The following is a 23,507-nucleotide window of genomic DNA, read 5'->3' on the forward strand; positions in this document are numbered from 1 at the left end:
TTTATGTCATTGACAAACTTGTCAACCTGAGATCTAATTTTTGAAATAATATCATGATAAAACTAACAGAAAAAATAGGCTACGGTCTGGGAGATATGGCTTCTTCCATGTTTTGGAAGATTTTTGGAATGTTTCTTCTTTTCTTTTATACGGATGTTTATGGTCTGGCACCGGCAGCAGTGGGAACCATGTTTTTGGTGACACGAGTCTGGGATTCTTTTCTTGATCCGGTCATTGGTGTTATAGCCGACCGAACGAACTCCCCGTGGGGAAAGTTCCGGCCTTATTTACTTTTTGTAGCTGTACCCTTCGGAATCATAGGTGTCCTTACGTTTGTAACACCCGATTTCAGCATAGAGTGGAAACTGGTGTACGCCTACATCACATACACGTTGATGATGATGGTTTATTCAACGATTAATGTTCCGTATGCCTCCTTGCTAGGGGTTATGACCCCCAATCCGAAGGAACGAACCACCCTTTCTTCATATCGTATGTTCTTTGCCTATCTGGGTAGTTTTATCGCCTTGTTATTAATCCAGCCACTGGTTGAGTTTTTCTCCAAAATGGGAGGAACAATCAATCCTCAGCTTGGATGGACCTATGGAGTTGGAGTCATTGCTGTAATTTGTGTAGCACTGTTTCTGGGTTGTTTTGCCTTGACCAAAGAGCGGGTGAAACCGATAAAGAAAGAAGAAAAGAGCACGTTAAAAGAAGATTTGCTCGATTTGTGGCACAATCGTCCCTGGTGGATATTGTTGGGAGCAGGTATTGCCGCATTGATCTTCAACTCAATTCGTGACGGGGCAACAATTTATTATTTTAAATATTACATATTTGAAGATAACTCGCTTAAAATAGCGTCACTGGGGGTAACCGTAACATGGACCTCCCTTTATCTGGCACTGGGACAGGCCGCCAATATGGTAGGGGTAGCATTAGCTGCTCCTGTGGCCAATAATATCGGGAAAAAGAACACCTATCTTGCGGCAATGTCTGTTGCAACGATCCTTAGTATCGTTTTTTTCTGGTTTACCCGTGAGCAGTTGGTGCTTATATTCGTATTCCAGGCATTGATCAGCATTTGCGCAGGGATTATTTTCCCGCTCTTGTGGTCTATGTATGCAGATATAGCTGATTATTCCGAACTGAAATGTGGTCGTAGGGCTACGGGACTCATCTTCTCTTCTTCTTCTATGTCACAGAAATTAGGCTGGACATTAGGGGGAGCATTAACCGGATGGTTACTGGCTTATTTTGGATTCAAGGCAAATGTGATTCAATCGGATTCGGCCATTATCGGAATTAAGATGATGCTGAGCTTCCTTCCTGCACTTGGCACAGTGCTTTCGGTTATTTTCATTTCTTTCTACCCGCTGAGCGAGAAGAAGGTGAAGAACATCACTTTGCAACTGGAGGAGCGTCGTAAGGATTTAAACTAAGAGGTATGGATATGATAACGAATTTAAAAGCAGAGGTTCTTGATGTTCTGCAGAATAACATTCTTCTGTATTGGCAAATAAAGATGCAGGATATAGATAACGGTGGCTTTTTCGGACAAATGACGGGAGAAGAAAGTTTAAATCCGGAAGCTGAAAAAGGAGCGATACTCAATGCACGTATCTTATGGACTTATTCTGCAGCATATCGTCTACTGAAAAAAGAGGAATATCTTACGATGGCAACACGTGCAAAGCGGTATGTTATCGACAAATTCTTTGATAAGGAATTTGGAGGGGTTTATTGGTCTCTTGATAAAAATGGTAACCCGTTGGATACAAAAAAACAAATTTATGCTTTAGGTTTTGCCATTTACGGATTAAGTGAATATCACAGAGCTACAGGCGATAAGGAAGCGCTGGATTATGCAATAAATCTGTTTCATTCCATAGAAAAGTACAGTTTTGATAAAGTAAAGAATGGATATCTGGAGGCGTTTACCCGCGAATGGAATGAAATAGAAGATATGCGTTTAAGCGAGAAGGATGCCAATGAAAAGAAAACGATGAACACGCATCTTCATATTCTCGAACCATACACCAATCTTTACAGAGTATGGAAAGACGAAGAATTGAAGAATCAGATAAAGAATCTAATTGTTGTTTTTCTCGATAAAATATTAAATAAGGAGACTAACCATTTGAAACTATTCTTTGATGAAGAATGGAACGGGAAAGATCATATCGTTTCGTATGGACACGATATTGAGGCTTCCTGGCTTATTTATGAAGCTGCTTCTGTTTTGGGAGAGGATGAATTATTGAAAAGAGTGGAGAAAGTAATACCTAAGATTGCAGATGCTGCAAGTGAAGGTCTTCGCGGGGATGGAGGAATGGTCTATGAAATGAATCTGGAAACGAATGAAGTCGATGCGGATCGCCATTGGTGGGTTCAGGCAGAAACCGTGGTGGGATTCTTCTACTTGTATAAACATTTTCAACGGGAAGACGCTCTTGAAAAAGCAGTTGCATGCTGGAACTACATAAAGAAACATCTTATTGATTATAGTAATGGAGAATGGTACTGGAGTATCAAAGCAGATGGCACTGTGAATACAATAGATGACAAAGCAGGATTCTGGAAATGTCCGTACCATAATGGACGTATGTGTATGGAAATTATAGAGAATAATATTTTATAAAATACTAAATACGATTTCTTAATAGCATAGAAGAAATCCAAGCGGATGTGATGGATCATGTACTGGCAGTAGTTCCTGAGTTTGAACTCGTTGTATTCCAGAATCCTACCTGGGCAGTTTTCAGGATGTTGAAGAGTTGATTCTCATTTACATATAGCTATATAATTATGAAGATGAGTTTTACTTTTCTTTGAGTAAACAGTGAATGACAACATTCGTTTGATAACATCAGCCCTGAGAAAATAATAATTGGCGTGAACTATCAGTCAATGACCGTTCACGCCAGCTTTATTAGACTACAAATTAACTTTTTTGTAAATAATAAGACCTAATTATATGTATTCTATAACCTATTGTTTTAATGCAATCTGAATGTTTTTATTTTCCTTATTACTAATAGCAACCTTAACCACTTCAGGCTTGTACGAAATCATGTTAACCTGAATTTCGCACTCTTTTCCGCTTACATTCTCAATGGTGAAATTGCCATCCAGGTCGGTGAAAACTTTTTTACCATTAACTGTTACTGTTGCACCCACCAGGGTTTCGCCCGCTTTCAGGTCAGTTACTTTACCGCTTAGGGTGTAAGTAGAAACTGCAGCTGTCTTTTCTGCTGATTTAGGCTCGTCTTTTCCCTTTGCCTGTGAGGCTGTTGCACCGAAAATCAATAAAGCTGCCGCGAGAGTTAAAGTCTTTTTCATTTCTATCTAAATTAAATGTTCTTTCTGTTTTGTATTGCAAAGTAAAAGAACTTGTGTTATAAAAATGCTACACCGATAATACAAAACTGTTAATATTGTTTGGATGATATCAGCCTGCCGTTTTCATCCCACATGTTCCATATACCGCTCTTTTTCCCGTTATCGTAATGCATCTCGTAACGAAGCTTTCCATCTTCATCCCAAATACGCCACAGTCCGTCTTTCTCTCCTTTCTTGTAGCGTGCCTCTCCAACCAGAATCCCTTGCCGGGTGTAGGTTCTCCAGGTTCCGTGAAACACACCGTTGTAATACGACCGTACTTCTTCAATTTTTCCGTTGGGAAAATAGAGCAGATAGATGCCTTCGGGACTTCCGTTCTTGATAAACATTTCCATCTTCAACACTCCGTCGGGGTAGTATTCGGTATATTCACCGGTGTAGAGCGTGCTTTGACTCTCGTCGGTGTAGTATATTCCATCAATCACCGTAAGCTTTTTCTGATTCTGCGCATGCAGGTTTAAGGCAAAGGTGGCAGTCAGCAGGAGGCATACAATAAAGATTCTTCTCATAATTCTATTCTTTTTGGCCTGTAAGCCTGGTTATATAAAAAGAGACTGCACCCCATTACTTACGGATGCAGTCTTTCCTTGTTTGTATCTCTTATTTCAACGTCCAGCCTGCAGTCCAGTCGTCGTTTGCATTGACTGCACCTTTGAATAGGGCTTTTGTGAAATAGCTGTCTACAGTGCTCATGTCTTTACCTCCGTCAATTGTTCCTACGTATCCGTTTGTAAAGCTGAATGTCTGGTTAACTGCATTTCCTGTTTTGGTATCCAAAGCCAGTGCTGCGCCCGATTCGTAAGAATATGCGTTTGCAGTGTATACATATTGTATTTCAGACTTGCCGTCGATGAAGCTTTGTTCTGTTTCGGCAGTAGCAGTTGTTATGCACTTAGGTTTACCGGTAACAAGCGAGTTGTAGAGCTTAACATAAGTTCCGGCACGAAGTCTGATACCTCTTTTCTGAGCATTGGTATCGTTGTTGCCAATCAATGTAAGGTTGGCAAGAGTTGGGCACGAAGCCGGTTTTCTTGCGAAGTCGTCCGAGCGGGTATCTGCTTCGATAAGGCAGTCGCCGTTTGCAGTACCGGTTGCATCGGGAGCGCTTTGATCCTGAACGGCAATCCAGAATTGGCCTCTTCCTACCCATCCGTCGGTCCAGTCGAACGAATCGTCTTCACTGGCGGTCGATACAAGATATTTAGCGTCAACCGTACCGCCGAACCATTCAAAACCATCATCGGCACCTTTGTAAGATTGCAGGTGGTCTAGTTGAGTACCTCTACCTACACCGTAGAACGTGAAACCGTTTGATTCTTTATCCGCGTTGAAAGCGAAGCCGGTGTATTCCAGACGTACGTAAGAGAGCACTCCCGAATTGTCGTTCGCATCTGTTCCTCCGAATGGAGCGTCGCCAATTTCCGATTTTGTTGCTCCGATAAGATTGATAGGAGCTTTACCGCAGATGTGGATACCACCCCATGCTTTCGGCTCTTTCAGTACAGAGGTCATTACAACCGGTTTGTCTTTTGTTCCTTTGGCATTGATCTTACCACCTTGTTCAACCAAGATGTAATCACATGCTCCGTCGATAGCGCGAGTCGATTCAATTGTTACTCCCTCCTGAATAATCAGGTTACCGCCATTCTTTACATGATATCCTCCGGTTAAAGTATATTTCTGTCCGGCAAGCAGTGTGCGGGTTCCGGTCAATTCTCCTTTCAGTTCGTATCCGTTCGGATCGGCTTTTGTTTCAATTGCATTGTCGTTGTCACTGCTACAGCTTGTTGTCAACGTACTCATTGTCAATGAAAAAAGTACAAGAAAACTAATTTTCAAAAAGTTCTTTTTCATAAATCCTTTAATTAAAATGTTAGTTATTACTCTATGTTATTGAGGTTAAAAATTGTATGTGAATCCCAGGTCGAAGCTTGTGCCGTCCTTATGATACTTTACAGTCTCCACTTTGCCTGTGCCTGATATTTTCTGTGTAAACTTCCGGTCCTGATTAATCAGGTTCTTTGCCTGGAACTTGAATTGAAGGTGCTTATTAACACTGTATCTGCCTATAAAGTCGAGTGCGTTGAATGCCTTCTCTTCCACGTTGTTTACGTTGTTGATACCCACTGTATGAATGCGCGGCCCTTGCAGGTTGTAAACCAAAGAGAGTGACAGCATTTTATCTTTCGAAAATTTAGGAGAGTAGTTCAAGTCGGCATTAACCAGGTAGGGCGATGCTCCCTGCAGCTGTCTCGATTTGTCGGTATAAATACCATCTTCGGGCAGTGTAATCTTGGTATAGATATACGAAGCATTGAAATCCAGTTTCAGGTACTTTGCCAGCTTCTTTTTCATTTCCAACTCTATTCCGGCTACCATTCCTTTGTTCACATTGCGGAAGCTTTGTATGGCCGAACCCGAATATTCCTGAATACATTCGATAGGAGAGTCGAGGTATTTGTAGTAAGCCGATATTGAGTACATTTCGCCGGAGAGAGGGAATATCTCATAACGCAAGTCGATGTTGTAGTTGTATCCGTTCTTGATATCTGCATATCCTCTCACAATTTCTCCGCCATACGATTCCTGGTATTCAAACGGAGCCATCTCAATGAATGATGGGCGGGTTACGGTGCGTGATGCACTAAGTCTCATGCTGCTTTGCTTGTCGATGGTATATTTCAGGTTCAGTGCCGGGAAGAGATCGTCGCTGTTCAGTTCCGCCCGCTTTTCGGCAGCGGCATCGTTCCAGTATCTTACCCATTGTTGTGAGTGTTCGTAGCGTACACCTGCTCCGGCCAACAGTTTGTCCATCGGCGAGAATTCAATTTCGGCGAATCCGGCATAGAGGTCGTTGCCTGCAAAGTATTTGTTACGTGGCTGCGAGCTCTTGTTGATGTAGATGCTTCCATTCCGCAGATTCTCGAAATTCAGGTAGCTGTCCGTGTTGTATATATCCGTAATCACCGGTCTTATTCCATCGACGTTGTAGTAGAAGTTTGCCGAGTAGTAGTCTCTTGATTTGCTTTTGGCGGCTCCACCGATGCGGATGAAGTTACTCTCCGAATAGTTATTGGTGAAGTTGTATTTTAGTTTCATGTCGCCTACCCATTCGTTTTCATCCAGCTCGCCAAAGTAGCGCATGGTTTCCTGTTGGTTCAGTCTGAACAGTGACAGCGTTCTGTTGTCTCCCTTGGCAAACATCACCTGACGGCGGTCGGGTTCGTCGCTGCTAGTCTTGCCGTAAGAGCCTTGCCAGTTAAGCAAAAGCTTGTCGCTCAAGGAATGTTGTCCTGCCAACTGATTATTTAGCAGTGCATAGATATGATAGATGCTGTTGCTTCCCCTCAGCAGAATACCCTCCGGATCTACTCCGTCGCGGTCCGAATAGCTGTCGTCGGTGCTCTTTACGTACATTACGTTGTATGTCAGTAAATCGTTCTTTCTTAATGTATAGCTCAACTGCCCCATGGCCGATGAAGTTGTGGCATAGGTGTACTTGTTGTAGTTGAACTTGTCCATGATGATTCCCTGTGCGTTTAGGGTTGAGGTGTAAGCATCTTTGTTGATTGTGTAATCGTTCTTAAAACTTAGGGCAGCACTTGCATTCAATGTCTGGTTGCCTATTTTCCATGATTTTCCCATTCCAAGGTCAAGCCCCAGCTCAGGCAATCCCTGTTTCTTACCGGCTCTGAAGGAAGTCTTGAAAGGATTGTTGCCGCCTGCATAACTCCTGAAATCGTCCGACCTCATCTTCTTTATATCCGAAGGAAGAATCAATCCGTTCATCCATCCCAAGTAGGGGCATCCTGTGTTGCCTTTGTCTGATGCATAGAAATCGGCGAATAGTGTGTTCAGCTTGCCTCCTGTTGAGGCTGATACGGTGAAGTAATCGCTCCCGATGTTCTCTTTCGATTCGATGTTGATATGTGCTCCCGAATAGTCGCCGAATGTAGAAGGCTGATACACCTTGCTCACCGTGATGTTCTTCACAACCGAAGTAGGGAAGAGGGAGAGAGGTATCAGTTTGTTGTCCGGATTCGGGGAGGCGATGGAGAGTCCGTTTAGTGTTGTTGTGCTGTAGCGGTCGCCCAGCCCTCTTACAAACAGCTGGTCGTTTTTTCCTTCAATAGAGATACCTGTAATCTTTTTCACCCCATCGGCCACCGTCGAGATACCTTTTACCGACATCTCTTTGGCTCCCAGGTTCTCGAGTGCGATGGTTGCTTTCTGACGTTCCACCATCAGTGCTTTTTCTGTTTCCAGATTCTTCCGGCCTAATACCACCACCTCTTTTAGTCTGATGTTGGCTGGCATCAGTACGCCGTCTATCTGTGTAGCTTGTCTTGCTTTTACTGTTACCCCCGTAATTTTCTGCGTGTCGTACGAAATATACGATATCTGAATTGTGTGAGTTCCCTGCGGTACTCCGTTGATGGTATATTTCCCGTCAAAATCGGTAATGGCTCCCAAGCTGCTGTTTTCCACCTGGACGGTAACCCCGAAGAGGGCTTCTTTGGTTTGACCGTCTGTGATGCATCCGGTTATTTTTCCTTTCTGTGCAAAAGTGGTCGATGAGATTAGAAAAGCGAATGCAAGTAAAATTGATTTGTACATACTTTCTTTATTTTGTGATAAAGTCATACTGATGTTAGTTTGTAGATTATGTGCCTTATTTTTCTTTTGCAAAGTTGAGGCAAGCAGGTTACATCAGTAAGTCAGAGCAGGTACAATTGGTTTATATATTTGCTACAAGTGTATTACGGTGTTATAAATGCATGAAGAAACAGTTTCACGCTATCGAAACTTGGTGGAACGGATAAATCGCTCTCAGATAGTGGGAATTGGCAGACAAAAAGTATTGCGTTGAAACATCGAAGAAATCGTTTATTTGGCTTTGTCCGTATGCAAAGAAATTGAACAGGGTTATTTATTGTCGATAGATTTTTATTCTCAGGCGTAAGAAAATTATTTTCAGGCGTGAGTTTTTTATTCTTAGGCGTAAGATTTATAGTTCATGATGATGCTTTTAAAACATGGAGGTTTTTTCAGAAAAGATGGTTACGTTTTCAGAAAAGATGGCGGAGTTTTCAGAAAAGATGGTGACGTTTTTTAAAAACGTGGTGGCAGTTGGCCATTTACTGAATGGACTTACGGTTCCCGAGGTTATTACTTCAACCGATTGGTGACCTTTCCTGGATGGGTTTACGTTTTCTGTTGTTATAACTAGAACCGATTGGCAATACAATTCTTATTCCTAAGCCGACTTGTCAGTAAATGTGTTATTTCTGGATTCGGTTTACATGAGTTCTGGTACAAACGACAAAGGGGCTGTCTTGTAGTAAGACAGCCCCTTTGCTTATTGATTTATCTATTCAGTCCGGTGGATTACATGCCGTAGCTTAATCCGTGGATTGTTTCGAATACGATGCTGGCGATACCCAGTCCCAGAATACCAAGCAGGCAGATAGCCAAGCTTACACGGGTAAAGTTGTCGCTCTTGAATGGCGCAATCGGAGTTTCGTTCTTGTTGATGTACATTGCTTTTACAACTAACAGATAGTAATACAGAGAGACTACCGTGTTAACCAATGCAATGAATACCAACAGCTGGAATCCTGCCTGGAATGCAGCCATGAAGATGAAGAACTTGCTGAAGAACCCTGCAAACGGAGGGATACCAGCCAGTGAGAAGATAGCCAGTGTCATGATGAAGGCCAGCTTCGGATTGGTTTGATACAATCCGTTGTAGTCGTTCATTTCCACCTTGTCGCTTCTTTGCTCAATGATTGATATGATACCGAATGCTGCCAAGTTAGCCACTACATACACCAGTACGTAGTAAACCAGCGAAGACATACCCAGCGTGTTTCCACCGATAACACCCAGCATGATGTATCCGGCCTGTGATACAGAAGAGAACGCCAGGAAGCGTTTCATGTTCTGCTGACGGATAGCAAACAAGTTGGCCAGTGTGATGGTGATGATGATAATCCAGTAAAGGATAGTTTGCCATTCTACCATCATTGGTCCGAATACCTTGGTCAGGATGGTGAGCAGCACGAATGCAGCCGAACCTTTAGACACAACCGATAGGTATGAAGTAACGGTGGTAGGAGCACCCTGATAAACGTCGGCTGTCCACAAGTGGAACGGAACCAGCGAAATCTTGAATCCCATACCGGTGAAGAAGAACACCAATGCCATAATCTGCATCAGGCTTCCGTTCAGCACAGAAGGTATATCGTTGAAGTAAAGTGTTCCGCAAGAACCGTAGATCATGGAAAGACCAAACATCAACAGTCCCGAAGAGAACATTGCAGTAAGGATATACTTGGCACCTGCCTCGGCAGAGTGGTGTCTGTACTTATCGAAAGCAACCAGAGCAGCCATCGGGATAGAAGCAGTTTCAAGTCCGATGAAGAACATCAGGAAGTTGCCTGCTCCAATCATGAAGTACATACCCAGCAGTGTAGAGAGGGTGAGTACATAGAATTCACCTTGCTTGATGTTTGTATCTTCACGTTTCAGCCAGGTGTTTGCCTGCATAAACACAATCAGAGTACCAAAAGAGAGAACGCTCTTTACGATGGTCATTATCGGGGTGTAGTAATACATTCCTCCGAACATTTCCGCCGGTTGAGAGGGGAACAGGTTAATCAGTGTATGAACGCCGAGTAACAAACAAGCTGTCAAAGAGAAGTGTTTGCGTGCCTTTTCTCCTGCCAACAAATCGAACAGGAGTAAAATAACAATAACCGCAATGAGCGACAGCTCCTCTTTCATATATAGAAATTGACTATAATCCATTTTTATCAGATTTTAATTCGTTATAAATTGGTTAGAGCATTTACTACCGGCATTACACTATCACTAATCATATTGCTGATCCAGAGAGGAGCGATACCCAGTCCGGCAACAGCTACAATCAGACAGATTACAGAGAATCTCTCATCCCAGGTAGCATCTGTCAGTTTCAGGTGTTCCGGGTTCTCAGGTGTACCATACAGGATTTTTCCAACCAGACGCAGGATATAAACCGCTGTGATTACAATTGAAGTTGTAGCAATAATTGTGATTACACGGTGGAACGTATCTGTGTGCTGGAATGAACCTACGAAGATAGTCATTTCGGCAACGAAACCGCTTAAGCCTGGCAGACCCAGGTTGGCGAGACCGGCGATTACATAGCAAACTGAAAGGAAAGGCATGATTTTCATCAAACCGCTCAATTCACGAATATCACGAGTGTGAGTACGGCCGTAGATCATACCGATCAAGGCAAAGAAGAGGGCTGTCATCAAACCGTGTGACAACATCTGGATAACGGCACCGGTGGTTGCAGTCTGGTTTACCATCAGGATGGCGAAAAGTACCAATCCGCAATGGCTTACTGAAGAGTAAGCGTTGATGTATTTCAAGTCCTTCTGAACAATAGCGCTGAATGCACCGTAAACCACACTGATTGAAGTCAGGATGAGGAAGATCCAACCCAACTGGTTGGCAGCTTCCGGCATCAGGTACATGGCTACGCGGAAACATCCGTAACCTCCCAGTTTCATCAATACTCCGGCGTGAAGCATAGATACAGCTGTAGGCGCTGAAGCGTGACCGTCGGGAGACCATGTGTGGAATGGGAAGAGGGCACCCAGAACCCCGAAACCTAAGAAGGTAAGCGGGAAGAAGATTAATTGCTGGCCAACCGGAATGTTGTGCAACTGAGCAATCTCAAGGATGTTCATGGTAGTAGCACCCGAACCGAAGTAGATACCGAAGATACCTACCATCAGCATAGCCGAAGCACCCATCAACATCAGGGTAAGCTTCATGGCCGAGTACTCTTTCTTACCGCTACCCCATACACCGATAAGCAGGTACATAGGGATAAGCGCTATTTCGTAGAACATGAACATGGTAAACAGGTCGATGATGATAAAGAACCCGAATACTCCCAGCGAGAGCAGACAGAACCAGAGGAAGTATTCCTTGGTTTGCACGTTCATTTGCCAGGAAGCAAATGTTCCGGTGAATACAATGATACCCGACAGCAGCAGCATGGCTACTGAGATGCCGTCTACACCCAGAGAGAATTTTATATTAAGTGGAGCATACCACGTCCAGTCTGATCTGAAAAGCATTTCTGCAGTATTGCCGGCACCGCGTTCTGCAAGATATAAGTAGGTAAGAACACCTGCCAGTATCAGCAGCAAGCTGGAACCTGCTACCATCACACCTCTGATTTGTTTGATGTTCCGGCTCATCCATAGCCCAAGCATCATTAAGAGAGGGACGATTACGAATAATATTAAAAAGTTCATATCTATTCTGTTTTATATTTAGATAAATAGAAGTAGTAATCCTATAATAATAACCAATGCACCGATAAGGAACACATAAGCGTATTGCTGAACTCGTCCCGACTGGAAGCCGCGGATAGAGAAAGATGCTTCCTGTGTACTCCATGCAAGGAAGTTCATGAATCCGTCAACTACGTGGCGGTCGAACCAAGCAATAGGAGTAGAGATGCAACGGAAGATAATCTTATGGGTGATAAACATCCAAACTTCATCAATATAGAAACGGTGAGTAGCTGCAGTATGTAAACTACGGAACTTCTTACCCAGCATATCGGGAATTGGTTGTTCTTCCTTACGGTAGAAAATGGTAGCAATGATGATTGAAATCACGGCAACACATACGCTGATTGAAGCTACAACAATATCCAAGTGGATGTGGTATGCTTCACCGTTGCTGCTTACAAGAGTTCCGAATGGAATGAAACCGGCAACTACTGTAACAGCAGCCAGGAACATCAATGGGAACGACATAGTAAGCGGAGATTCGTGTGGTGTATGTTCGTGCTTGTGTTCTTTACCCCAGAAAATGTTGTAGTATAGACGGAACATATAGAATGCGGTAAGACCGGCTACGAATGTCATCAACCAGCCAATCATTGAGCTGTATTTGAATGCAGCAGCCAGGATTTCGTCCTTACTGAAGAATCCGGAGAACGGAGGGATACCTGCAATAGCCAAACACGCAATCAGGAAAGTGATGTGTGTGATGGGCATGTATTTGCGAAGTCCACCCATGTCGCTCATTTCATTGCTGTGAACAGCGTGGATAATGGAACCTGCTCCAAGGAACAATAAAGCCTTGAACATAGCGTGTGTAAAGAGGTGGAACATGGAAGCCATGTAACCCAGACCTTCGTGAGCATCTTTTCCGGTACAAACACCCAGTGCCACGATCATGAAACCAATCTGAGAGATGGTTGAGAAGGCAAGCACACGTTTGATATCTGTTTGCACACAAGCAATCACTGCCGAGAAGAGTGCTGTGAAAGCACCGATATAGGCAATTCCTGCAAGTACATCAGGAGCATAATCAATAAACAGCGGGAACATTCTAGCCACTAAGTAAACACCGGCAACAACCATGGTTGCAGCATGGATAAGGGCAGACACAGGAGTTGGACCTTCCATTGCATCGGGCAACCAGATGTGGAACGGGAACATGGCACTCTTACCGGCACCACCCATAAACATCAGACCTAATCCCCAGGCAATTACGCTACCTCCAAGGAATGTTTGTCCGGCTGCGCTCTGCAGTACAGAGGTGCAGCTGCCGTTCATCAGTTCGGTGAAGCTGAAGGTGTTGCTGAAGAAAGAAAGAACCAAGATACCGGCCAGGAAGCCAAGGTCGGCAAAACGAGTTACGATAAACGCCTTTTTAGAAGCGGCAACCGCACTTGGCTTTGTGAAATAGAACCCGATTAACAGGTAAGAAGATACACCCACAAGCTCCCAGAAGATATACATCTGGAAAATGTTGGTTGCCAGCACAAGTCCCATCATTGAGAAGGTGAAGAGTGACAGGAACGCGTAGTAGCGTTGGAAGCCCTTTTCACCTTTCATGTAACCCATACTATAGATATGTACCATGAAAGATACGGTAGATACAACCACCAGCATCATTACAGAGATAGGGTCCAGTAAGATACCCAGGTCAATGTGCAGATGTTCGGTAAGGCGAAGCCATTCCATATTCAATGGAACCAGCGTCTCGAATACTCCATTCACACGCGGAGCAGTAAAATACTGAAATGCGGTGATGTAAGATATTACAGCAACAGTACCCAGGGATATTGTTCCGCATAGTCCTGCTACACTCGGCTTAAGCTTATGTCCCGCCAATCCTAAGAAAAGGAACATCAGCACCGGAAGCAGTAAAATAAATATTGTAAATTCCATAATGTCTCTTTTTTAATGTTTCATTTCCTCGAGGTCCTTCACTTGAATACTCCGTACGTTACGGTAGATATTGATGATAATCGCGATGGCGATAGCTGTTTCGGCTGCTGCAATCGCAATAGCAAAGAGTGCGAAGAAGTGACCTTCCAGCTGTTCCGGGAACAAGTAACGGTTAAATACTGCAAAGTTAATGTCTGTCGCGTTCAGTATAAGCTCTACTGAGATAAGCATGGCCAGCGTGTTTTTGCGGGTCAGGAATCCGAAGACACCGGCAAAGAGCATGATGGTGCTTATTATTAAATAATATTCTACTTGTATTTCCATTCTCTTTTATCTTTTACGTGCGATTAATAAACCTCCGATGATACAAGCCAGCAGGAAGACACTGATTGCTTCGAACGGCAACAAGTATTGGAACTTGCCACTGCCCATCAATGCTTCGCCAATCACTGTCATCGGCAATTCTCCGGCTTCGGCCGAAGCGGTTGGAACGAACCCGTGAGTAAGCAGGATAAACAATACGATGGCTGCACCGGCTACGGCTGTAACCAGACTGGCCACCACCTTACTCATTTTCAGCTTCTTGTTCATACTCTGGTCAGAGTTGGTAAGAAGAATCGAGAAGACATACAAGACGACAATACCGCCTGCATAGACCATTAACTGTACGGCTCCCAGGAACGTATAGTCCAATAGGAAATAGATAGCTGCTGTACCAAAAAGAACGAACAGCAGATAAGTGGCTGAGCGTAGAATTTTACTGGTGGTAACTGTCAGCACCGAGAATACGGTGATGAAGATTGCCACAACGAAAAATACTACTTGGTTAAGTGTAATATCCATAATCATTTACTTTTTTTCTACTGTTGAACCTTCGTTGACAGGTTTCTTTTTTTCAATTACTGATGAACCTTCGTTATTAAGTTGCTTTATCAGCTTGCTGCGTGTATAAACAGCATGTTCAAAAGAATTATCAAACTTAATGGCGTCGTGAGGACATGCGGTTACGCAAAGCTGACAGAACATGCAGCTTCCCAGGTCGTATTGATATTTAACTAATACTTTTTTCTTCTTACCCTCTTCGTCGGTAACCATTTCCGAAGTAATTTCGATTGTTCCGTTGGGGCAAGCCATCTGACAAAGTCCACAAGCCACGCACTTATGCTGGTTGTTTTCGTTATGAGGCATTACCAACGTACCGCGGAAGCGTTCCGAGATTTCGAGGGTAGCCCGGTTCTCAGGGTATTGCTCGGTAGTCTTCTTGCGGAAGAATACTGTAATGGTGGTCTTCATACCTATCAGCAAGGTTTTGATGCCGCCAAACAGAGAGCATATATATTGATTAAAACTATTCATATCTTGCTATTAATTAAAAGTGTAATCCAAATACAACAATGAGTACCATCAAGAACAGGTTGAGCAAACTGATTGGCACCAAAAATTTCCATTCCAGTCTCAGAATCTGGTCAATACGCAGACGTGGGAAAGTCCACTTAATCCACATAAGCAGGAAGACTACAAAGAAGGCTTTTGCAAAGAACCATACAAATCCGGGAATGTAATCCATGATGGCATTGAATCCGTCAAGACCGGAGATGTGGAACGGCATCCATCCTCCCAGGAAGACAGTGGCTGCTACACCCGATACAATGAAGAGGTTCAAGTACTCGGCCAAGTAGAAGAATCCGAAGTGCATACCCGAATATTCTGTGTGATATCCGGCTGTAAGCTCCGATTCAGCTTCCGGCAAGTCGAAAGGACCACGGTTGGTTTCGGCATTACCTGCAATCAGGTAGATAATGAATGCAATCAACGCAGGAATGTGTCCTTTGAAGATATTCCATCCGTCGGCCTGGTTTGCTACGATTTCAGAGAACGACATGGTTCCTGTAAGCACAACCATTGTAAGGATAGAAAGACCGATTGAAAGTTCGTAGCTGATAATCTGTGCACCACTACGCATTGCACCAATCAGCGTGAATTTACTATTACTACTCCAACCTGCCAGCAAGATACCTACAACTCCGATTGAAGATGCGGCCATCAGGAAGAATACACCGATGTTAAAGTCGATAACTTCCATTCCTTTGTTGATAGGAAGACAGGCAAATGAAAGGATTGAAGCAAGGATAACCAGGTAAGGAGCCAGGCTGTAAAGCAGGCGGTCTGAGAATTTCAGAGTAATGATTTCCTTGATCAACATTTTAAATACGTCGGCAAAGACCTGCAGAAGTCCGTATTTACCTACACGGTTCGGACCCAGACGACACTGGAAGAATGCACATACCTTGCGCTCCATATAAATAAGGATGATAGCAAGAATGGCATACATCAGCATAATGCACACGCCAACGACTACACATTCCAGGAAAATGGCTAAGCCTTCAGGCATGAATCCTGTCAGCAGGCCATGTATCCAGCTTGTAACTATACTAAAATCAAACATATCTTTAATATTTTATTTATCTATCAATATCAGGTACTACATAGTCGAGCGTTGCACCGATTGCAATAAGGTCGGCAATCTTGGCGCCGCGTGTGATGGTATCTACTGCCGAAACCAATGGAAGACCGGTTGAACGGTACTTCATACGGAATGGGAATTTGTCTCCGTGGCTTTCAATAAACACGCCAAATTCTCCACGGCTTGCTTCAACGGAAGCAAAGTAACTACCTTCGGGTACACGGATAATAGGTTTCATTTTCACTTGATAGTCTCCCGCTGGGATGTTGTCAATCAGCTGTTCGATGATCTTCATAGATTCAAGAATCTCGTCCATACGAACCATGTAACGCGCAAAGCAGTCGCCTTCAGTGTAAATAATTTCCTTGAAGTCTACCTTGTCGTACATTGCGTAAGGCTTGCGCTTACGGGTATCGCATGCCCATCCTGATGCACGTCCGGTACCTCCGGTACAACCGAATGAGATGGCATCTTCGCGAGAAAGGATACCTACATCTTTCATACGTTGCTGTGCAATGATGTTGCCTGTGAATACATCGTGGTATTCTTTTAGTATAGGGCGAAGATATGCGATGAATTCTTTTACCTTCTTAACGAAGTCGGGGTGGATGTCAGCTTGTACACCTCCGATAGTAGTGTAGTTCTGGATAAGACGACCGCCGGTAGTAGCTTCGAAGATATCGAGAATCTTTTCACGGTCGCGGAATCCGTAGAAGAATGCTGTCAGGGCACCTAAGTCCATAGCGGCACATGAATAGAACAAGAGGTGAGAGTCGATACGTTGAAGCTCGTCCATGATGGTACGAATGTACTGAATACGTTCTGTTACCTCTACGCCCATTGCCTTTTCAACACACATACATACCGCGTGACGGTTCTGGTGTGCTCCAAGGTAGTCAAGACGGTCGGTCAGGGCCAGTGTCTGAGGATAAGTCAGACTTTCGTTCATCTTTTCGATACCGCGGTGGATATATCCGCAATATGGTTCAATCTTTTTAATGGTTTCACCTTCCAGTGAAGTACGGAAACGTAGTACACCGTGTGTAGCCGGGTGCTGAGGACCGATGTTTACTACATACTCTTTTTCGTCGAAAAGAATGTTGGTCTTGTTCACCAGGTTACCCTCTTCGTCCAGAGAAAGCTCTTCGGTGGTATCCTCTGTTACCTCGTTGGTCATACGCAACGGGTTAAGCGAGTCGTCGTAATCCTTGCGAAGCGGATAGCCTACCCAGTCTTCACGAAGGTACAAACGGCGCATGTCCGAGTGGTTGATAAAACGAATGCCGAAGAAGTCGAACACTTCACGTTCGTTGAAATCGGCAGCTTTCCATAAATCGGTTACTGAAGGCAGTTCCGGATTTTCGCGGTTGGCAGTCATTGTTTTCAGTACAATGCTGTGACCGTGTGTTGTAGACTCCAAGTGGTATACCACACCCAGGGTTTCGCCCCAGTCCATACCTGTCAAGCTCAGCAGGAAGTCGAATTGCATGTCCTCGTCATATCTCAGGCGTTCGGCCAGTGTATGAAACGATTCGGCCGGAATGGTGGCAACCAGGTCGCCCTGTTCAGCAAACTGTGCTTCAGGGACAATTTCTAATATTCTGTCTTTTATCTTCATAGCTTATTTTTCTTCTTTCTCTTTGCGGTTTACTCCACCGAAGAATTTTTCGAGTTTCACTTTGCGCTGTAGTTGCATCATACCATAGTAGAATGCTTCAGGGCGTGGAGGACAACCCGGGATGTAAACATCCACCGGCATAATCTGGTCAACACCGTTTACTACGTGGTACGATTTCTTGAACGGACCTCCGGTGCAGGCACAGGCTCCAACGGCAATTACGTATTTCGGATCAGGCATCTGGTCGTAAAGACGCTTCAATACGGGAGCCATTCTGTCGGTGATGGTTCCGCAAACCATGATCATATCTGCCTGACGGGGGCTGGCACGTGCTACCTCAAACCCGAAACGGGCCATGTCATAACGCGCGGCACCGAGTGCCATGAATTCAATACCGCAACAGCTGGTCGCAAAGGTAAGCGGCCAAAGGGAGTTGCTTCGTCCCCAGTTGATGAGGTCGTCCAGTTTGCCAACAAGTACGTTGCCACCCTGTGCGTTGAGCTCCTCAACCATTTTTTCCAAATACTCATTATCTTTGAAGTCTTCATATTGCATAGACTTTATTTTGGGCTTCTTTATTTCCATTCGAGAGCTCCTTTCTTCCAGGCATAAGCCAGGCCTAAAATTAATACACCAAGGAAAAACAGAATACCGATAAGTCCGTTTACACCTAACTTACCCACAATGGTAGCCCAAGGGAAAAGAAATACGGTTTCAACATCAAACATTAAAAACAGGATGGCGAAGAGGTAGTAACCTACTCTGAACTGCATCCAAGACTTACCTCTGGTAGGAATACCACACTCATACGTTTCCCCCTTCTGTGGGTTGAACGAGCGCGGTGAAATCGCTTTGGCGATAAACAACGCCGCAGCAACCAGGGCGATTGCCGTGATCACAGCGACAATTAACATCATAAAATTCATAGTTCAATGTACATTAAAAATGTATAATATAAAAGAATGTTTAACAATAAGATATTTTTAGAGCTGAATTTCAGCTTTTTTAGAGCGCAAAGATACAATTTTATATTCGTGATTTGCAATCCTGACTAAACAAAAAGTTACTTTTTTATTCCGTTTTTATGAAATTGACAGAAAAAAGGAGACTTATGTTTAAGCCTTCCTTTGATGAAACCTGATAGATATTGATTTGTCAGTGAAGAAATGTAAACTACATTTTGGATAGCTTTCTGGCGAGCTGTTAACTATCTCATAATTAAGCGGTGATGAGTTTGGGATTCTTGTCCGGGCTATCATTTGCGCTTTATTCCCTAAAGGAGAGGATACCTCCGAATATCTTTTATTTCCGTCTGAGAGTCTAAATACAGGCTGTTTTATTTGAAACTATTTCCTGGATAATTAACAGACCAATTAATTAGCTCCAAAGGTGAGGTTAACGGATAAAAATGCATATTTTTGTATCCTGGGAGTCCTTGAATGCAATTTTGATACTCTCACATGACCAAATACCCAGGAGTAAGTAAGTATGATACGTTTTTAAGTCTCTAATTCTATCTCCTGTCACTTGGATAAATAGCAGAAATTATGTACAAAACATCCAATTAACACAACTAATAAATTAATTTATCTAACACATGAACAAACTAAATCTATGGCTGAGCGCCTTGTTGCTTTTCTGCAGCTGGACGTACTCTTCAGCCGGTCAGGTTATTTCGATTGCCGATTTCGGGTTGAAGCCCGATAGTAGGGTAAATGCAGTTCCCTATGTACAGAAAGCCCTCGAGGCTTGTCGTAAACAACCCGGAAGCACTCTGCTGTTTCCGAAAGGAAGGTACGACTTCTGGGCGCAGCATTCAACAGAAAGAGATTATTACGAAACAAACACTACAGACAACAATCCCAAGACACTGGCTATTCTGTTGGACAGTCTGAAGGATTTCACCCTCGATGGCAACGGCTCATCCTTTGTTATGCACGGACGTATGCAGCCGCTTACCCTGGACCACTGCTCGGACATCCGACTGAAAGGTTTTAATATAGATTGGGATATTCCGCTTACAGCTCAGGCAAAGGTGCTAAAGTCGACTCCCGATTATTTCGAAATTCAGATTGATACCCACGAATCACCATATATTATAGAGGATAACCGATTGGTATTCATCGGTGAAGGATGGAAAAGCGAGATGTGGGGCATTATGGAATTTACACCCGATACTCATCTGGTGGCACCCTATACAGGCGACCGCTTGGGATGGCGCAGATATCACGCCGAAGAGGTTTCTCCGGGCATTGTGCGTTTGAGCGACCCTAAAGTGGCGAAGGTATATCCCAAAGTGGGCAACTGGCTGGTGTTACGTACCAATGAACGCGACCATGCCGGAATCTTCCTTTTTCATAGCAATAATGTAAGCATGGAAGAGATTGACCTGTACCACTGCTGTGGACTGGGTGTGCTGTCGCAATACACCCGTGATATTACAATGATCAAGGTACGGGTGGTTCCAAATGCGGCAAAAAACCGTTACCTAAGCGGTCACGACGACGGTTTCCATTTCATGGGTTGCAGCGGTACCATCCGCATTGACCAGTGCGCGTGGGGCGGACTGATGGATGACCCTATCAATATTCACGGTACTTGTGTACGCATTGTGGAGATTCTGTCGCCAACCCGTATCAAGTGTCGCTTTATGCACGAACAAAGCGTAGGTATGGAGTGGGGACGACCCGGAGAGAAGGTGGGATTCATTGAAAACCAAAGCATGCGTACAGTTGGAACCGGTATTATGACCTCTTTCAATCCGCTGAGCAAAACCGATTTCATTGTGGAACTGCAGGCTCCGCTGCCAGTAGGAATTGCTGCCGGTGCAGCCCTCGAAAATCTGACATGTACCCCCGATGTGGAGATTCGTAACAGCTTCTTCGGCAGCTGCCGAGCTCGTGGATTGCTGGTTTCAACTCCGGGTAAGGTGGTGATTGAAAACAATACCTTCGAATCGAGCGGTTCGGCCATCCTGATTGCGGGCGATGCCAACCAGTGGTACGAATCGGGTGCGGTGAAAGATGTGCTGATTCGTAACAACATCTTCCGCTATCCCTGCATGTCGTCCATGTACCAGTTCTGCGAAGCGGTTATCAGCATCTATCCTGAAATACCTAAACCAGATCCTAAATATCCGTTCCACCGGAATATCCGGATTGAGAATAACACCTTCAACCTGTTCGATTACCCTATTCTCTATGCAAAGTCGGTAGATGGACTCAGCTTTACAGATAACAAGCTGGTTCGCAATACTACCTACCAGCCTTTCCATTACCGCAAAGACGGCATCACGCTGGATGCTTGCAAGAATGTGCTGATTTCCGGGAATAAGGCCGAAGGCGATGTGTTGGGAAAAACCATTCGTCTGGAGAATATGAAGCCGGGAGAGGTGAAACTGCGTAAGGATTCCTTCTTCAAGTTGAAGAAATAGTTCCGCGAAAAAGAGTGAGTGAAAGGTGGTCATCCGACCACCGTCACTAACGAGTTTGTAAAGGGCTCTACTTTCAGCGAAAAGGAATGAAAAGTTGTTGTCCGACCCTCGAAGTGCTTCTTTCCATGTTTATTACGAAAAGTAATATTTCTGCGAACCTCCGTAGTGGTGCTTCTGTGTTTTGCACAGAAAGGTTGGATAACAACTTTGCTCTTGTTTGACGAGCACTTAAAATCGTTTTGTTTTTTATAAGTGTTGTCTCAAATGTAGAATCGGGACTTTTCGCCTCATTTCTAAGATTATTCTTAAATTAATTGTCTGATTCAACATTTTAAATAAATCATCTACTTTTGCACAATGCATCTGGATAAATGGATACAGATAATTAGTTAACACATTTATTTTCGAAAACTACAATGAAAACTCAAGGAAAACACTTTCTAGTTTTATTATTACTAACAGCAAGTTCCTTATTGCATGCACAGTACAAGTGGGAAAATCCATTAAAGCAAAATTTCCCCGTTGTTCGTGGACAAGCCTGGCAAGATGAGTTGAAAGATTCGTATGCAAGACTTCCGCAGCGGGCACAGGATAAGGTTCGGAAACCAGTCTGGGACTTATCCAGAAATAGTGCCGGACTATCTGTTGCATTTTATTCTAATTCGCCGGAAATTAAAGTGCGGTATGTTGTGAAAGGGGCATTTTCAATACCTCATATGCCTACTACCGGAGTTTCGGGTGTTGATCTATATGCTACAGATCAAAATGGGAGAACCCGTTGGTGCGCTGCTAAATATGCTTTTAGAGATACAGTTACCTATACTTATGGGGGTTTATCTTACGAAACAGATCCGGTAAAAGGATACGAATATAAATTGTATTTGCCTTTGTATAACACAGTTTCTTGGATGGAAATAGGAGTACCATCAAATGCCTCATTAAGTTTTATACCAGTTTCGGAAGAAAAACCACTTGTGATTTATGGAACTTCTATTGCTCAGGGTGCTTGTGCCTCCCGGCCCGGAATGGCGTGGGGAAATATCATAGAACGTAATTTGGCGCATCCGGTTATTAACCTGGGTTTCTCCGGAAACGGGAAATTAGAAAGTGAGCTGTTTGATCTGCTTGCTGAAATCGATGCAAAATTATACATCATTGATTGTATGCCAAACCTGGCTGGAAAAGAGGCTTCGGTGGTTGTTTACGACCGCACTTTGCAGGGCGTAAAAAAACTGAGAGAAAAAAACAGTGCTCCAATTCTATTGGTTGAGCATAGTGGATATACAAATGAGTATTCATCCAAAACAACTGAAGCATCATACAGATACCCAAATGCAGAATTGCGCAGGGCTTATGAGGCTTTAGTAAAAGAAGGCATCCCTGAGATTTATTATTTATCCAAGGAAGAAATCGGACTGTCCATGGATGCAATGGTTGAAGGTGTTCATCCCAATGACCTGGGTATGCAACAATATGCCGATAGCTATATAAAGAAGATAAAAGAGATTCTGCACGAAGAGACCGGAGAAATTCAAACCTGCATCCCCTGTAAGCAACAAAGAGATAGTTACGATTGGAATGATCGTCACAACCAGGTACTGAAACTAAATAGCCAAACAGCTCCTGATGTTGTGATGATAGGAAATTCCATCACTCATTATTGGGCAGGTGAACCTGTTTCAAATAATCAATTCGGCAAGAAATCGTGGGATGACTTATTCAAAGGAAAGAAGGTTCGCAATTTAGGCTTTGGCTGGGATAAAATAGAGAATGTACTTTGGCGGGTTTATCATGGTGAGCTGGACGGCTTTCAAGCCAAAAGAGTGTTCTTGTTAATTGGCACAAATAACCTGAAGTTTAATACAGATGAGGAGATTGTTGCTGGACTGAAATTCCTGACTAAAGCGATCAAACAGAAACAACCGATGGCAAAACTATGTGTCATGGGTATTTTGCCGAGAAAAGATCAGGAGATGCGGATTCGTAAAATAAACGAGATGCTACAAGAACAACTATCTAAGGACATTACCTATATTGATTTGGCTCCTCAACTTACTCAGAGTGATGGAACGATTAATTCATCATTATTCAGAGATGGACTTCATCCCAACGAGAAAGGTTATGAATGCATTGCAAAGAGATTGAAAGAGTATTTAAAATTTTAGTGAATAGATTGCAGGTAAAGAGATAATAATTCTTCCTCTTTTGGTATTCGACGCATTTTGAGAGGATACTTACAAATACAATAAAGCCAACTAATCGATAGAAAATTAGTTGGCTTTATTGTTTTCTTATGTGGATATATCTTCGATACGCCTATCACATAATCTCATTGCG

19 protein-coding genes are annotated in these 23,507 nt (G+C 43.6%); 5 read left to right on the forward strand and 14 right to left on the reverse strand.

The genetic code is table 11. The features are described 5' to 3' along the window. Positions 1-53: 53 nt before the first annotated feature. Positions 54-1,442, forward strand: a complete 1,389-nt coding sequence (locus ABWU87_RS00345; protein ID WP_353332185.1) for an MFS transporter — start codon at positions 54-56, stop codon at positions 1,440-1,442. 5 nt (positions 1,443-1,447) lie between these two features. Then, a complete protein-coding gene (locus tag ABWU87_RS00350; RefSeq protein ID WP_353332186.1) occupies positions 1,448-2,641 on the forward strand; it encodes an AGE family epimerase/isomerase in 1,194 nt (397 codons plus the stop codon). Between the two features lie 350 nt (positions 2,642-2,991). Here ABWU87_RS00350 and ABWU87_RS00355 read toward each other — a convergent pair whose 3' ends face one another. The 4 genes from ABWU87_RS00355 to ABWU87_RS00370 form a co-directional block, all read right to left on the reverse strand. After that, positions 2,992-3,342 (reverse strand): carboxypeptidase-like regulatory domain-containing protein, encoded by a 351-nt coding sequence (locus tag ABWU87_RS00355; RefSeq protein ID WP_353332188.1) that lies wholly within the window; start codon positions 3,340-3,342, stop codon positions 2,992-2,994. Between the two features lie 89 nt (positions 3,343-3,431). After that, the gene (locus ABWU87_RS00360; RefSeq protein WP_353332190.1) at positions 3,432-3,911 is read right to left on the reverse strand and encodes a toxin-antitoxin system YwqK family antitoxin; all 480 of its coding nucleotides are present in this window, start codon (positions 3,909-3,911) and stop codon (positions 3,432-3,434) included. A gap of 91 nt (positions 3,912-4,002) precedes the next feature. Next, on the reverse strand, positions 4,003-5,256 hold the full coding sequence (locus ABWU87_RS00365) for a hypothetical protein (protein WP_353332192.1): 1,254 nt from the start codon (positions 5,254-5,256) through the stop codon (positions 4,003-4,005). Positions 5,257-5,301: 45 nt separating this feature from the next. After that, a complete protein-coding gene (locus ABWU87_RS00370; protein ID WP_353332193.1) occupies positions 5,302-8,019 on the reverse strand; it encodes a TonB-dependent receptor domain-containing protein in 2,718 nt (905 codons plus the stop codon). 419 nt (positions 8,020-8,438) lie between these two features. On the opposite strand from ABWU87_RS00370, the gene ABWU87_RS00375 reads away from it, so the two are divergent. Then, positions 8,439-8,591 carry a hypothetical protein gene (locus ABWU87_RS00375; RefSeq protein WP_353332195.1) on the forward strand — a complete coding sequence of 51 codons (153 nt, stop codon included), beginning with the start codon at positions 8,439-8,441 and terminating at the stop codon, positions 8,589-8,591. 199 nt (positions 8,592-8,790) lie between these two features. On the opposite strand, the gene ABWU87_RS00380 is transcribed toward ABWU87_RS00375, so the two are convergent. From ABWU87_RS00380 to ABWU87_RS00425, 10 genes are read right to left on the reverse strand one after another with little or no spacing between them, the layout of a single operon-like run. Continuing rightward, the gene (locus ABWU87_RS00380) at positions 8,791-10,212 is read right to left on the reverse strand and encodes an NADH-quinone oxidoreductase subunit N (RefSeq protein ID WP_353332196.1); all 1,422 of its coding nucleotides are present in this window, start codon (positions 10,210-10,212) and stop codon (positions 8,791-8,793) included. A 20-nt stretch (positions 10,213-10,232) separates the two neighbouring features. Next, positions 10,233-11,720 carry a complex I subunit 4 family protein gene (locus ABWU87_RS00385; protein ID WP_353332198.1) on the reverse strand — a complete coding sequence of 496 codons (1,488 nt, stop codon included), beginning with the start codon at positions 11,718-11,720 and terminating at the stop codon, positions 10,233-10,235. Between the two features lie 18 nt (positions 11,721-11,738). Next, entirely contained in the window at positions 11,739-13,655 is a 1,917-nt protein-coding gene (nuoL, locus tag ABWU87_RS00390; protein WP_353332200.1) for an NADH-quinone oxidoreductase subunit L, read from the reverse strand. 12 nt (positions 13,656-13,667) lie between these two features. Next, the gene (nuoK, locus tag ABWU87_RS00395; protein WP_353332202.1) at positions 13,668-13,979 is read right to left on the reverse strand and encodes an NADH-quinone oxidoreductase subunit NuoK; all 312 of its coding nucleotides are present in this window, start codon (positions 13,977-13,979) and stop codon (positions 13,668-13,670) included. A 6-nt stretch (positions 13,980-13,985) separates the two neighbouring features. Beyond that, the gene (locus ABWU87_RS00400) at positions 13,986-14,498 is read right to left on the reverse strand and encodes an NADH-quinone oxidoreductase subunit J family protein (protein WP_353332203.1); all 513 of its coding nucleotides are present in this window, start codon (positions 14,496-14,498) and stop codon (positions 13,986-13,988) included. Positions 14,499-14,504: 6 nt separating this feature from the next. Next, positions 14,505-15,011, reverse strand: coding sequence for a NuoI/complex I 23 kDa subunit family protein (locus ABWU87_RS00405; protein ID WP_353332205.1), 507 nt, complete (start codon positions 15,009-15,011; stop codon positions 14,505-14,507). A gap of 13 nt (positions 15,012-15,024) precedes the next feature. After that, positions 15,025-16,101, reverse strand: a complete 1,077-nt coding sequence (gene nuoH / locus ABWU87_RS00410; protein WP_353332207.1) for an NADH-quinone oxidoreductase subunit NuoH — start codon at positions 16,099-16,101, stop codon at positions 15,025-15,027. Positions 16,102-16,117: 16 nt separating this feature from the next. Next, positions 16,118-17,737 (reverse strand): NADH-quinone oxidoreductase subunit D, encoded by a 1,620-nt coding sequence (locus ABWU87_RS00415; RefSeq protein ID WP_353332209.1) that lies wholly within the window; start codon positions 17,735-17,737, stop codon positions 16,118-16,120. A gap of 3 nt (positions 17,738-17,740) precedes the next feature. Then, positions 17,741-18,322: an NADH-quinone oxidoreductase subunit B gene (locus ABWU87_RS00420; RefSeq protein ID WP_353332211.1), complete on the reverse strand. Its 582-nt coding sequence runs from the start codon at positions 18,320-18,322 to the stop codon at positions 17,741-17,743. Next, positions 18,313-18,663, reverse strand: coding sequence for an NADH-quinone oxidoreductase subunit A (locus tag ABWU87_RS00425; protein ID WP_353332213.1), 351 nt, complete (start codon positions 18,661-18,663; stop codon positions 18,313-18,315). The genes ABWU87_RS00420 and ABWU87_RS00425 overlap by 10 nt, the downstream gene beginning before the upstream one ends. Positions 18,664-19,334: 671 nt before the next feature. Here ABWU87_RS00425 and ABWU87_RS00430 point away from each other — a divergent pair. Beyond that, positions 19,335-21,170 carry a right-handed parallel beta-helix repeat-containing protein gene (locus tag ABWU87_RS00430; protein WP_353332215.1) on the forward strand — a complete coding sequence of 612 codons (1,836 nt, stop codon included), beginning with the start codon at positions 19,335-19,337 and terminating at the stop codon, positions 21,168-21,170. Between the two features lie 416 nt (positions 21,171-21,586). Further along, positions 21,587-23,335, forward strand: coding sequence for an SGNH/GDSL hydrolase family protein (locus tag ABWU87_RS00435; protein WP_353332217.1), 1,749 nt, complete (start codon positions 21,587-21,589; stop codon positions 23,333-23,335). Positions 23,336-23,507: the final 172 nt, after the last annotated feature.

The organism is Bacteroides sedimenti, assembly GCF_040365225.1.
GTDB lineage: Bacteria > Bacteroidota > Bacteroidia > Bacteroidales > Bacteroidaceae > Bacteroides > Bacteroides sedimenti.